The sequence below is a fragment of the Phocoenobacter uteri genome (assembly GCF_900454895.1).
Taxonomy (GTDB): Bacteria; Pseudomonadota; Gammaproteobacteria; order Enterobacterales; family Pasteurellaceae; genus Phocoenobacter; species Phocoenobacter uteri.
In genome coordinates this window covers 1-13319 of the sequence record NZ_UGTA01000002.1, presented here as the reverse complement: position 1 = coordinate 13319, position 13319 = coordinate 1, and the positions used below count along the sequence as shown (strand labels likewise).

16 protein-coding genes are annotated in these 13319 nt (G+C 30.5%); 3 read left to right on the top strand and 13 right to left on the bottom strand.

What is annotated here, in order from left to right; translation table 11 throughout:
• Positions 1–15: 15 nt before the first annotated feature.
• Complete coding sequence (locus tag DYE60_RS09820; protein WP_115316477.1) at positions 16–573, top strand: recombinase family protein; 558 nt, start codon at positions 16–18, stop codon at positions 571–573.
• A 118-nt stretch (positions 574–691) separates the two neighbouring features.
• Here the strand turns inward: DYE60_RS09820 and DYE60_RS09815 are convergent, their stop codons facing one another.
• The 13 genes from DYE60_RS09815 to DYE60_RS09755 form a co-directional block, all read right to left on the bottom strand.
• On the bottom strand, positions 692–1126 hold the full coding sequence (locus tag DYE60_RS09815; RefSeq protein ID WP_115316476.1) for an OB-fold protein: 435 nt from the start codon (positions 1124–1126) through the stop codon (positions 692–694).
• Positions 1127–1135: 9 nt separating this feature from the next.
• Positions 1136–1993, bottom strand: coding sequence for a zeta toxin family protein (locus DYE60_RS09810; protein WP_115316475.1), 858 nt, complete (start codon positions 1991–1993; stop codon positions 1136–1138).
• Between the two features lie 8 nt (positions 1994–2001).
• The gene (locus DYE60_RS09805) at positions 2002–2241 is read right to left on the bottom strand and encodes a hypothetical protein (RefSeq protein ID WP_115316474.1); all 240 of its coding nucleotides are present in this window, start codon (positions 2239–2241) and stop codon (positions 2002–2004) included.
• A gap of 68 nt (positions 2242–2309) precedes the next feature.
• Positions 2310–2546, bottom strand: coding sequence for a helix-turn-helix domain-containing protein (locus tag DYE60_RS09800; RefSeq protein WP_115316473.1), 237 nt, complete (start codon positions 2544–2546; stop codon positions 2310–2312).
• 99 nt (positions 2547–2645) lie between these two features.
• Positions 2646–3017, bottom strand: coding sequence for a single-stranded DNA-binding protein (locus tag DYE60_RS09795; RefSeq protein ID WP_115316472.1), 372 nt, complete (start codon positions 3015–3017; stop codon positions 2646–2648).
• Between the two features lie 9 nt (positions 3018–3026).
• Positions 3027–5330, bottom strand: a complete 2304-nt coding sequence (locus DYE60_RS09790) for a zincin-like metallopeptidase domain-containing protein (protein WP_115316471.1) — start codon at positions 5328–5330, stop codon at positions 3027–3029.
• A gap of 8 nt (positions 5331–5338) precedes the next feature.
• A complete protein-coding gene (locus tag DYE60_RS09785) occupies positions 5339–5554 on the bottom strand; it encodes a hypothetical protein (protein WP_115316470.1) in 216 nt (71 codons plus the stop codon).
• A gap of 9 nt (positions 5555–5563) precedes the next feature.
• A complete protein-coding gene (locus DYE60_RS09780; protein WP_115316469.1) occupies positions 5564–6478 on the bottom strand; it encodes a DNA topoisomerase in 915 nt (304 codons plus the stop codon).
• 11 nt (positions 6479–6489) lie between these two features.
• On the bottom strand, positions 6490–6921 hold the full coding sequence (locus DYE60_RS09775; RefSeq protein ID WP_115316468.1) for a hypothetical protein: 432 nt from the start codon (positions 6919–6921) through the stop codon (positions 6490–6492).
• 33 nt (positions 6922–6954) lie between these two features.
• Entirely contained in the window at positions 6955–7476 is a 522-nt protein-coding gene (gene traF / locus DYE60_RS09770) for a conjugative transfer signal peptidase TraF (protein WP_115316467.1), read from the bottom strand.
• The gene (locus DYE60_RS09765; protein WP_115316466.1) at positions 7454–9358 is read right to left on the bottom strand and encodes a type IV secretory system conjugative DNA transfer family protein; all 1905 of its coding nucleotides are present in this window, start codon (positions 9356–9358) and stop codon (positions 7454–7456) included. Before DYE60_RS09765 ends, traF begins: the two co-directional genes overlap by 23 nt.
• The gene (traI, locus tag DYE60_RS09760) at positions 9355–11613 is read right to left on the bottom strand and encodes a TraI/MobA(P) family conjugative relaxase (protein WP_115316465.1); all 2259 of its coding nucleotides are present in this window, start codon (positions 11611–11613) and stop codon (positions 9355–9357) included. Before traI ends, DYE60_RS09765 begins: the two co-directional genes overlap by 4 nt.
• Positions 11610–11984, bottom strand: coding sequence for a plasmid mobilization protein (locus DYE60_RS09755; RefSeq protein ID WP_115316464.1), 375 nt, complete (start codon positions 11982–11984; stop codon positions 11610–11612). Before DYE60_RS09755 ends, traI begins: the two co-directional genes overlap by 4 nt.
• Before the next feature lie 310 nt (positions 11985–12294).
• Here DYE60_RS09755 and DYE60_RS09750 point away from each other — a divergent pair, with 310 nt between their 5' ends.
• Complete coding sequence (locus DYE60_RS09750; RefSeq protein WP_115316463.1) at positions 12295–12639, top strand: TraK family protein; 345 nt, start codon at positions 12295–12297, stop codon at positions 12637–12639.
• A gap of 16 nt (positions 12640–12655) precedes the next feature.
• A partial coding sequence (locus DYE60_RS09745; RefSeq protein ID WP_115316462.1) for a nucleotide-binding protein occupies positions 12656–13319 on the top strand: 664 nt, incomplete at its 3' end.

The window sequence follows — 13319 nt, the reverse complement described above, 5'->3', positions numbered from 1 at the left end:
AATGGAGCTTAAATAGTGGCGAAAATAGGATTCGCTCGAGTTTCAACTCGAGAACAATATTTAACTGAGCAAGTTGAACAATTAAAAAAAGCTGGTTGTATTAAAATTTTTGAAGGAAAAAATTCAGGAAAAAAAGATACAAATGCACTTCGCTTAAAAGAGCTGCTTAATTATGTTCGTCATGATGATATTGTAATAGTTACAAAACTTGATCGATTAGGACGTTCTACAATGCAAGTATTAAATGCAATTAATGATTTTAATGAAAAGGGAGTAGGATTTAAAACACTTGATGGATCAATAGATACAACTAAAAAAAATGATCCTATTTCTACCGCATTATTGCAGGTACTTGCAATGGTTGCAGAACTTGAGCGAAATTTTATTGTGTCTCGTACTCAGGAGGGAAGAATAAGAACTGGAAAAAAAGGAGGAAGACCAAGAGCCTTATCCGATGGAAAATTTGCTGAGTTTAAAAAGGATTTAAAAAAAGGATTTAGTATATCAATGTTAATGAGTAAATATCAATTATCAGAAGCTACCGTTGTTCGTTATAAAAGAAAATTGAAATAATTTATATATGCAAATCATATCAATAGAAACAGTGGACAAAATTACAATCTGAACTATTGCCCACTGTATTAATGTTTTAAAACATTTTAAACAAATCAATCACTCTTACCATCTTAGTCTAAAAATTAGTACGTTCTAAGAAAATATTGCACGTTCCCGCTAGGATGACATCTCTAACAATACCCCTAATTTTTTTCTTCTGTCCAACTCTTATCGATTTTAAATTCACGGTTCTTTCTGGTATAGTTATAATACTGATAGAACTACCATCCTTAAAGTCAACCGAATAATTACCCCAAGCAGTTTTACCAATGCTATCAATTGTCCCTGATAAAGAAACATAAGATTTAAACCATTTTTCTCTAGCTGTTAAAGAATTACTCTTAAAATCTCTACAAATTGTTTTGGCAGAAGTATTTTTAACCTTCATATTGGAGTTAGTATTTAAGGTACTACCCAATGTCTTATTTACAGAATCCAGTGCTGTATTCAATTCAGCACAAGAAACAATAAATAATGAAGATAATGCAACTAATAAAACATTTTTTTTCATAAAGAACTCCTATCTTTTAATTTTCTTTATTTTAGCTATTTTATGAGATACAACATTCTCATTGTCTATGAGTTTTTTAATTGAAATTGGTTCTACTGGTTTTAAAATTGCTTCCTTCTCCAATTTCGATGTTAGTAACTTTTTTACCTCTAATTGCTCACTTTTATCTAAAGATAATGAATTTAATTCATTATTAATTATATCTTTTATAGATTTATTTTTATCTACACCAGAATCAAATAGTTTAGCTGTTCTCGAATATATTTCAAATGATGCTACAGCTCCTGAATCAAATATTAATTGTGCATTATCTGCTAACTTATCAACAACTAAATCATGATGTTCTTTAGGAACATATCTAGGTTGCAGATTAGCATCTATTTGAGCTTCTGCACGCTTTATTGTACTTTCCCAACTAATAGATTTAGGGCAAGTACAAACAACTATACTTGGTTCATATCCATTTTTTTTAAAATTATCAATCTCTTTAAGAGGTGTTTCTACAGTTCTAAAAGTTCCCTCTATAACAATATTTAAACGTTCTTGAATAGCTTTGTCTCTTACTTTACCTACCATTTCACCAGCAAACTTAGCAGTATGCTCTGAAGCTGATTCACCATATTTCTGATAAATTTTATCGTAGTATTTATGAAAGGCTCTAAATTCATCACCATTGATTACTAACACATTATTATGTAATCTTTTTTTTATTTCCTTTGTCCCATAAGATTTGCCTGCTCCTGGCTGCCCTCCTAATAAAATGCCTTGAGGCTTACTTTGTGGAGTTGCATTAGATTCTGACAGGACTTTACGCCACACTGCTGAGAACTGAGCTTCAACATCAGCTTTAAGATCATAATCTTTCATTAAAGTTCCTATCTATATTGAGGCATTAATGGTTTATCTTCAAATCTACGTTGAATCACCTTTACTTCTCCTAATATATCAGTATATGAAATATCATTAGGATCATTACTATAAAGAAAATCTCTAATTTCTCCCAATCTAAGTTCTTCATCGGTTAAAGGTGAATCAACATCCACTCTCTTTGTTACTATTGCCTGAGCACTGGCAACCAACTCAATCAAAACATCTTTCTGCATCAAAGTACACATATTTTATCTCCTATCTTATTAGATATAATTATAAACCAAAATAGAACAAAAGTCTATACCAATCCTAATTAACCCCATATTTTACCTAATCCAGCTTCATGACATAGTATAGCCCAAGCTGCATAATTTATTTTAGCTTCTCCTTTAACCCATCGATTCACCTGTCGTGCAGTAACACCTAAATATCTAGCGGTTTCAGATTGTGTCCAACCACTTCTAAATATAACTTCTCTAATTTCATCTGGTGTAGGTTGAATCCATTGAATATTTGTAGTTAATACTTCTGATCTAATCTCTGTTTTCATAATGTTTTATACCTTTATATATTTATCAGTAAAAAGAATAAGATTTGAAAGGTTAAAAGTCTATAAAAAGCTATCTTCTAACCTTCCTATTACTTAATGTTAAACTAATCCATTTGTGGGATCAGACTCTTTTTTATCTAAGATTTGAATTTCTCCCAAGAAATCACTAAGAACTATTTCAGTTAAATATCTCTTTTGCCCGTCTTTTTCATATTCTCTGTAATTAAGTTTACCTGATATGTAAATAAACGAGCCTTTTTTCAAATAATCTTTTACAAAATCAGCTTTCTTACCAATTATTGAAACATTATGCCACTGAGTGATATCTTTTCTCTCCCCAGTCTCTTTATCCTTATAATATTCTGTTGTAGCCACAGAAAAATTAGCAACAGGTGTTCCATTTGGGAATGCTCTTAATTCAGGGTCTTTACCTAAATGTCCGATTAATTCCACTCTATTTAAATAAGCCATAATTTTCTCCTATCGTTTAATTTTTATGGTTTTCTCTTTAAAAATTTTGTTATCCCTATTTTTAATACTATCTATAGTAGATGTCATTATTTTCTTAACTGAATCCAATTTATAATTACTTTCTCTAGCTAAATCATTAAAATCAGTACATGATTTTAGTCCTATTTTATTAGAGGGAAAAATAGGAAAAACAGCAACTCCATTTACATTTTTTGCTGCTTCCTCTGCTTTGATTCTACCAACATTAGGCTTATTCTCCAATGTTCTATGATGATCATCATCTCCTGCAATAATAATAGGTTTATCTGGATATTTTTGATGTAATTTTTCAGATACTATTTTCAAGTTGCCACTATCAAATGCTGCGACAACAGGAATTTTAGTTGCTTCAGTAATAGTTGATGCAGTTGCATAACCTTCTGCTATAATAATTATATTGGATTTATTTAATTCATCCAAACCACCAATAACATGAAAATTACCTTCTTTTTTTCCCCCTGCTGTAAATCTCTTATTACCATCAGGATATATTGTTTGATTAGCCCAAATTTTCCCATTCTCATCATAAGCAGGAATAACCATATTTCTATATTTATCTTCATAAACTCCTTTATGAACTTGAATATCTTTTTTTACTAAATAAACTTGATCCGCCTTTACGGAGGATAGTTTATGAATATCATTAGTTAATTTTTGAGAAATCTCTTCATGTTTTTTCATAATATCCTTTTCTCTTTCTTGAAGTTTTTGAGCAGCCTCTGCTCTCATTCTAGCTAACTCATTAGACGAAAAATGATACCCTTTAGATTTCCAATTTTGTTTTTCTCCCGTTTTAAAGTTCTGTACATATCCAGCTGGCAATCCATCACCATGTAAAATATATGCTCCACTTAAATCTTTTGATTTATCATTTTCTGTTCTAACTCTATGTAATTTACCATCCATAATTGGATGTTCGCCAGATACAACTAATCCCATATCCTTCATAAAAATAGAAAACTCTTCTCTTGGAGATAATGCAGGATCTTGTTGCACAGGGTTATTTTCTGGCAACCACTTCTTCATTTCATTAGTTACAACACCTGAAATATACCAACTCTTAACAGATTTATCCCACTTAGCACCCAAAGCTTTAGCTTCTTCTTTTTCTTTAAACGGAACAACCAAATATGTTTTCTCTGAATTATTCTTTTCTACTCTAACATTTTCTTTATTCATCCATTTACTAAAAGCTTCTTTATCAAGATTTTCAGGAATATACCAAGATGATTCTCCCCTATCCCATTTAGCTCCCAAAGCTTTAGCTTCTTCTTTTTCTTTAAATGGAACTGAGATATATGTTTTATTAGAATTTTCCATATCATTTACCCTAGCTAATATACTTAAATTAAGTTCTGTTGTTTCATCCTGTTGCTTATTAAGCTCTATTTTTTGCTCTTGGGATAGACTTAAGACAAAATCTTTTATTTTTTCTGCATCAGATGAGGCTCTAATAATTTCAGCAGGATCACTCTTCAATACTGCAACCCAACTTTGAACATAACTTGCATGCCTATTAGTATCATGTGGAATACCTACTTCCATTTCCAACATCATTGAAGAAATCTCTGCTCTTAGTTCTTCTCTTGCATATTTTTCACCTCCAAAATGGCCAGTTAAATCTCTATTTAGTCTTGTGGAATGCCCTGTCCAATGGCCTAATTCATGCAATGCTGTTCCATAATAAAATTCAGGTTTCTCAAATTGTTCTTTTAGAGGCAATACAATCTTATCTGTTGATGCTTGATAATATGCCTGATCCTGTTTTTTATGTTCTATATTTGCCCCTGAGTTTTTAAGAATTTGTTCAGCTTTATCTATGCTATCCCATACATCTATTGATTTTTTCTGGAGCGGTGGCAATCCATCAATTTGCTCTGCATTAAAAACAACTGAATTAATTACTTTTGGTCTTTCTAAGCGTACTTTTTCTAAAATTTCTTTGCCATTATGATCTAATCTAGGTTTACCATTTTCATCTTTTATAGTCTGCATCTCCTCAAAAATCCAATATTGAACCTTTGTCCCCCGCTCCCCCTTTTTTACCTGAGCTCCAAGAGTCTGAGCCTGTTTATAGGTCATCCAACGTGGATCTTCACGCCCAGATAATGCTAAATTTAAAACATTTGCCCCTCTATAATTTTTCCCAGTTATTACATTGTAAGGCCTGCCAGTAACTGTCCACCCTCTTTGCCAAGGAGCAACACCTTTTTCCAATTGATCTATTAATTTATCAGCAACCTCTTTATAAAATGGTTTTTTAATATCTGACATATCTACTCCTAATTAGAATTTAATAAATCTAAAGCTCCCTCTATGATATCTTCCATATCCATAGAGTCATCCTCAAAAGCACCTAAATAATCGGCTTCTTCAGGAGAAAATTCTATAATAGCTCCTGGATTATTTGCCTCAATCATTTTTGATTCAAGTGCTTCAGTTTCAATTATAGATTGCTCATTATCAGAACCAATCAATTCATCTATTAAGTTTGGCATATTAACTCCTTAATCAATCTTAAATTTGGGCTTACCCATAACATCTGGATAAAGTTGTTTACAATTAGGATAATTCGAACAACTCCAAAAAAATAATTTTGGATTCTTTTTACTTCTTCTTTTAATAAGTCCACTACTACATAAATGACACTTATATTCTGAAATCACTGGTCTTATATAGGTTAAGTCTGGAGTATTATTTTTATCAGGAAAACGAGCATCACATCCTTTTGTCTTATAAGCATTACACAACCAGAATAAACCATATTTACCATTTATTTGAGACAATGCCGAACCACATTTAGGACAAATATATGCTTTAATATGACTTAAATTAAGCCCTTTTAGTTTAATTTGACTTACCTCATCTGTAATAAATTGAATAACACTATTAATTAGATCTTCTTTATTTAGAATCCCATTTTCAATCTCTAAAAATTTTTGATGCCATAATGCGGTCATATCAGGATATTTAGCTGAATCGGGCAAAACATCATAAAAAGCTCTACCTTTTTCTGTACTTATAACGGTTTTACCTTTCATTGATAGAAACCCCCTTTCAAACAATCCTTTCAATATTTCATCCCTTGTTGCTGGAGTACCAATACCACCATGCTCCCCTTCTTTATTTTTATCTTTATCTATAAGAACTTTCTTTAAGTTAGGATCTAAAACATAATTTGCTACCCTTGTTAAATCATTTAACAAGCTATCCATGGTATATAATGCTTTTGGTTTTGTTTCTAATTTTTTCCAATCCGCAGATAAGCACTCTCCTTTACACCCCTCATTTAAATTATCAAAATTTAAATCAGCAATATCCTCAACACCATCATCATTATTTGCATCATTCTGGTACAATGTTTTCCACCCTAAATCAGTAGTAACAATACTCCTTGCTCCATATTCATACCCAAAACGCATATAAACCTCTACTATTTAATACCTTTATCCCAGTTTTTTATAAATTTATTGTCATAAATTAACTCTAAATATTTAGCATCTATATCCCAAAATGCTTTATTTAAAGACTCCCCTTGTTGAGAAAAAAATAATTTTTCATGTTCTTCAACATTATCAAAAAAATCCTTCCCATTTTGGAGTAAATACAATCGTCTAAAATAATAATCTTGTAATACTAAATCATGTAATAAAGAAGAATTATTTGTAAAAAAATCAGCATTATTTATACAAATTTCCTTATACATATAGTTAATACTACATCTAAATTCATTCCATCGTTTCATTAAACTACTTGCAAAATCTAAATTTTGAGGATTAATCATTCTTGACTGAAAGTAATCTAATATTGATTGATGCTCTTCCTTTGAAACTCCACCTAAAAGTTTAATTAAGAATTTCTTCATTTCTGTTTTTCCTTCTCATTTTAGCGGCTAAAATCACCAAGTAAAAATAGGTATAACGACATTGTTTATATTTTTATAATTCAATATTCCATAATATCTACCATCAAAAGACATTGGATTTTTATCAGTCATAGTAAGCATTTCACCTTTCTTTAAAATATAATTATTAAAAGATTTAACGGGTATATTTAATCCTGAAATTCTCTTACTATGTAAATAATAATTACCATTAATAGTTACTCCAAAAGAATTAATAGATACCTTATCCCCTTCTGATGCCACTAAAATCTTCATCATCATTCCTAATTCACCATCACAAAAACCTTTATTAATCCACATTCTATTTCTAGCTTCTTGGAATAAAAAATTATTTGGTGGACAGAATAAAATAACATCTCCTTTTTCTGGTGTTTTATCTATAATTTTATAAATTCCAACAGGAATACTCGGCGTAGTATTAATTCTAATACCGAGAAAATAACCAGAAACTATAAATAAAAATCCAATACTTAAAATAATAATAAAGTATTTGCTAATCCAAACTAACTTTTTCATTCTCTCGTAATCTATTACTTTTAATAAGAAGATCGCTTTTTACTGGTGCAGGGATTTCTGATCTTTTTTGAAATATAGGATCTTTGAAATACAGGGGTTGTTTACCATATATTGCTGGATATCCTGTAACAAAAACTAACATATCGCCAGATTCAACAATAGAGCCATCCAAATCCTTTTTAGGTCCAGGCATTCGTTGTACTTCATCTGCTGTCATTAATGGCCTGGATATTTCCTCAACACTTCTTGACACTTGGCTATCCATAACAGAGACTCGCTTACCACTTGTTGTAATTTTCTCTTTTGTAACAGTTGTTATTCCTGTCATTTTAGATAAGTACTCTGCTGTTTCTAGTCTATTAGGTTGATAGGCAATTTGAACATGGCAATTAGATGTTATACTTTCCTCTGGCCCATATCCTGTTTCTCTACTTCTTAATTGCGTTGTATCTTGGCAAATTAAATAAGCCTTAATTCCATATCCAGCCAAAAATGCTAATGATTCTTGTAGAATCTCTAATTTACCTAAACTTGGGAGTTCATCTAACATCATTAATAATCTATGTTTGTAGTTTGCAACCGCTCGTCCATTTTTAAAATCCATACCTCCAGCATTTAATCTAATAACCATATTTACCATTATTCTCATTAATGGTTTTAATCTTTCCTTATCTGTTGGCTGTGCTATTGCATAAAGCGAAACAGGATCAGAGTAATCCATCAATTGTCTTAATTTAAAATCAGAAACATTTGTGTTTTTTGCAACAATAGGATCTCTATAAAGAGATAAATAAGTTTTTAATGTAGATAATACCGAGCCGCCTTCATCTTCTGGCTTATCTAACATATCCTTTCCTGCTGCAGAAACAACAGGATGAGCTTTTAATCCATCTATATGTAAATTATGTAACATTTCATTCCATAAGCCTTGCATTGCTTTCTTTTCATCATCAGAAGCATATTTAGGATCTGCCAATAAAGCATCTACACCAGCAAGGCTAGGTATGACTGTATCATCTATTTTAGATTTATAAATAACATGTAAAATTAACCCAACCAAAAGCATATATGATGTTTTTTGCCAATGGTCTCTTAGTCCCTTACCATTTGGATCTACAACTAAAATTGCAAGATTTTGTGCATCTGCAATTTCATTTTCTGAACCTATTCTAATTTCATCTAACGGATTCCATCTTGCACATCCTGAAGAAGATGCTGGCTCAAATTTTAGAATTTTATTATTTGCATGATTTTTTCTCCATCCAGAAGTCAAAGCATATAACTCACCTTTTAAATCACTTACAAAGGTTGAATGTGGCCAACTCAATAATGTTGGTAGGATTAAGCCGACACCTTTACCTGATCGAGTTGGGGCAAATGTAAGTACATGCTCTGGCCCACTATGTCGAAGATAGTTAAACTGCCCTTTATCATCAATCCATCCTCCGACATAAACCCCCTCCCCTTCGAGTAGTCCTGCATTTTTAACATCCTTTTCTGTTGCCCACTCAGCAGAACCATGTAAAAATTCATTTGCCTTTGATTTGGAAGAATTACTTTGAGCAACAACATATATTGCAAAAAAAATTAATAAAACAATTGTCGTCAAAAAGCCAATCGATATACTTTGCATAAAAATATTTTCATAATATTTACCCCAAGATAAATACCATTCAATAATTTTATGAGGAGAATAAACTCCTTCAATATTTACACCCAATCCTGCTTGAAATCCAAACTTATAAGCAGTCCATTGAGTTGCAGCCCAAAAACCTAAAATTATTGTTAATAAAAATAATACAAGACGTTGAAAAACATAATTATTTTTTCTCACATCATGTTTTCTGTTTCCAATCTGATTATTTAATTTTCTCTTTTTCATTTTTTATTCCTTCTTTGTTTGCTATTTTTAGCATCTTTCAATGAAATTTTGCCTTCGGAATCTAAATTAATTATTGACTGTAAACCTGCTTTTTTTAATTTTGATAACTCTCCATAAGCAGCGGCTTTAACATAAACATTATCATCTCCTGATTTCTGTAAGAGAATCAGATTTTGGTTATTTACTTTACGAACTCCCATAAATTTAACATCACCATTTATGCTGTTATTATATACCAAGTGTTTTGATATATCGAACACTTGTTTTAAATTATTACGCTTACTATTTCTTTCTGATACATAAGTTAAAATTGCATCTTTTTTATCTTGATCTAATCCATTGATATATGCCGCCCATCGCATTCCATCATCTCTACTGGTTGACTTCCTGTCCATATAATTATGTGCATTACTCTGCAATAACACTTTGTTTCGTTGTTCGAGTGATGCCACATTGCCACAGGACAATCCTGACATACTGTGTACTTCTTCGGTCGGTGCTCTTTCGGTAAACTGGCTAATGTTGGACTGAGCAAATAACCCTCGCTCATATTGCTTAAACTTTCTACTGTTGGATTCAGTACATCTTGATTCATTTCTTGAAGGAGCTGTTCTGATGCCATTTGAGCATCCATTTCCATCTGTGCTATTTGCTCTTGAGTAAGCTCTTGATCTAGAATCTCCATTCCAAGAATTTCTGAATAATCTTTGTCTATCATTATTGATTTGCTCCTTAATAAGAATTTGTCTATGTCTTTCCATTCCTATATCGTTAAATTGAATACTTAATTTTGCTTTTGCTGCAACTTTAACAATCTGTTGCTTAAATAATTCATCTCCTTCTATATTTAACAACGTCCCATATTTACTCTGTGCTAATTTTAATGCCTCTAAAATAGTTTCATCATCACTTTTACGGGTTATATCTATTCTTTTTCCTACATCCCTAATTCCTGATTTCTTTAAGATAAAAGATCCTCTTCGAGTAACTGACTCTACTTTTTTGTCTATATCAACAATTACATTATTATCATTTCCCCATATAGAGAATTTGCTTTTCCTGAAATTTTGCTGTTGTAATACCTTAGCGGCCTTTTCATTACCTGCCAAAGCCTCTTTTTTTAGCCAGTCATTCCAAACCAAAGGTTTCGTAGATTTATATAACGCTTCTCTCTCTCTTCTATATTCATCATTAATATTTTTAATTCTCTTTTTTAAATCATAAGATGTTGCCGCATAAGCAACTCTTTTAGAAATTCCCTTACTCAGTCCTCTAATAATGTTTCTTTTAATCTGTGCATTATTTTTAGCTTTTAATATTTTATTCTGGTGATCGTTCTTTAATTTAAAGAAACTTTGTTTTCTCTTAGCATTAAAATTATTTCTTTCATTCTTATAGGATAAGAAAAGATCAGTGGTATCAATTTTCCCTTTAAAAACTGGTTCTTTTTTATACTTTTTATTGGTTTTTCCTAAAAACTCTTTTCTATTACAAATAAATTCACCAAATTTTTTTTCTAAATTAGGCTTGGATAAATCTCGACTTATAGTACTGGCTTTAACCTCTAAATTACTCTCTTTATCCCCTATAACAAATCCATTACCTTTTAACCTAATGTAAAGATTAGACTCATTTAAAACTTTATGTAACTCTTCCCAATTAGAACTTCTAAATATATCATCTAAGCACTCTCTTCTTATCCAGCTAACCAAACTTTCAAGACCAGAAAATCTTTCCATATCCTGAACTTTATTTTGAGATATTGTTTTAGACCCTATATGATTTGTTGCTATCAAGTCATATTCATTTTCAACAAGAGAACAAACAGAAGATAAAATCTTATAATCATTAAAAGGCTCATGAATATTAAAAGATTTCGGATTAATCTTATTAATAGCTATATGAATATGTAAATTATCAGTATCATTATGAATAGCACTAATTCTCTGATGATCACCATATCCCAAAGCATTACAAAAGCGATCTTCTATCTCATAAAGTTTTTTATGTTCAAGGAATTCTCCAGTAGGAAAAGACAATAATAAATGGTATGTTTTATCTGATTCACTACGAGTATTTTTATTTTGAGTTGCTTGGATCTCTAATTTAGCCCATTCGATATTATCTGATGTACAATTTGTAATACGAATATTATCAATCCTATTATTTTTATTTTGTGTATCTGATATATAATTTACCAATCTACTAAAACTAGATTTACTAACTGTTTTCATTGGTATTTTTTTTGCAATCATTTATCTGCATTTCCATTAACATTATTGACAATGCTTAACATTGTAATTTGTAATTTTGCAATCTCATCAAGCAAAGTATCAATTTTTGTGGCTATATCTTTATCACCATATAAAGACATCTTTTCTGGATTTTTTAAAGCCAATGCCATTAAATTACCTAGCCTTGATTGAGCAGTATTTATTTTAACTAACTCTAAAATAGCATCTTGATCTAGCGTACTTGTTGGTTTAAATCCTAGCCCTAAATTTCTTAAAAATGTTGATGTCGTCATTCCTAAAGAGTTAGCTTTAATTTTTATTTCTTCTTTATCTGATTTAGATAAACAAACTTTAAGAATTTCTCTTCTTAAATTATCACGCTTAATGTTCATAATTCATTCCAAATATATTTTAATAAGGCGGCAGCCTTTAGCCTCGCAGAGCAAGATTGGACTTGAGCTTTAGCGAATTAGTCCAAGTAAATATGGATATCTTTGAAAAAGATGGCCATATTTACATATCTTGCCCACGTTTTAAAGTATAACGCCAGAAGAAAAAAAAGCAAATATTGGTTAATTATGTTTATTATTGTATAATAATGTTTATTATAGTTTAATAATTGGCAATTATTTTTTAATATAGGCGATTTTTGTTTATTACAGTTTTTTTGTATAAATAAAATTAATTTTAGCGGCTAAAATAATGAAAGAAAAAGAACTTCTAAAAGAACTAGCTAGCAGAGTTACGAATACTCAAAAACCTAAATCTAGGTTTTTTATTCTGGCGTATAAAACACATATTATATCTGCGTTGAATGAAGGCTATTGTTTCAAAGATATTTATGAAGTATTCAAAGAAAAGAATATCTATCCTTATAGCTACCAACAATTTACAAAATCAATTAAAGTAGTATTGGGAGACTATAAAAACATTTGTGATAAAAAAGATATAAATCAAATTTCTGCAGAAACGCAAAAAATAAAAATTAAGGAATCTAATAAATTTGAATTTAATCCTAAGGTAATTGATACAAAAAATTTAATTTAGTATAAAGAGGTGTATTATGGCAAAAATTAATTTTATTCTACAAGGTAAAGGTGGAGTCGGAAAAACTGTAGTATCTAGTTTGTTAGCTCAGTATAAAATATCGAAAGGCGATAAAATAAGCTGCATTGATACAGATCCTGTAAATGCATCATTTGAAGCTTATAAAGCATTAAATGTTAGTCACCTAGAATTAATTGAAGATCAGCAGATAAATACTCGTAATTTTGATAGACTTATAGAAATAATAAGTGAAACTGAATACGATATAATCATTGATAATGGTGCAGCATCTTTTTTCCCTTTATCTCATTATTTAATCTCAAATGAGATCCCAGAATTAATAGAATCAATGGGGCATGAAATAGTAATTCATACAGTGATTACTTCTGGACAAGCATTACTAGATACATTAAATGGATTAAATTCATTAGTTAAAAGTTTCGGGAAAAATTCAAATTTTGTTGTTTGGCTAAATCCTTTTTGGGGTGATATTGAATATAAAGGAAAATCATTTACAGAAATGGCTGTCTATAAAAATAATAAAAACTCAATTAATACAATTATTGAATTACCAAAATTATCTGCTGAGACCTTTGGTGCTGATTTTAGCCAAATGCTTAAAAATAAGCAGACCTTTCTAGAAGTCATTAATAATGAAGAAAATCATATAATGACTAGAC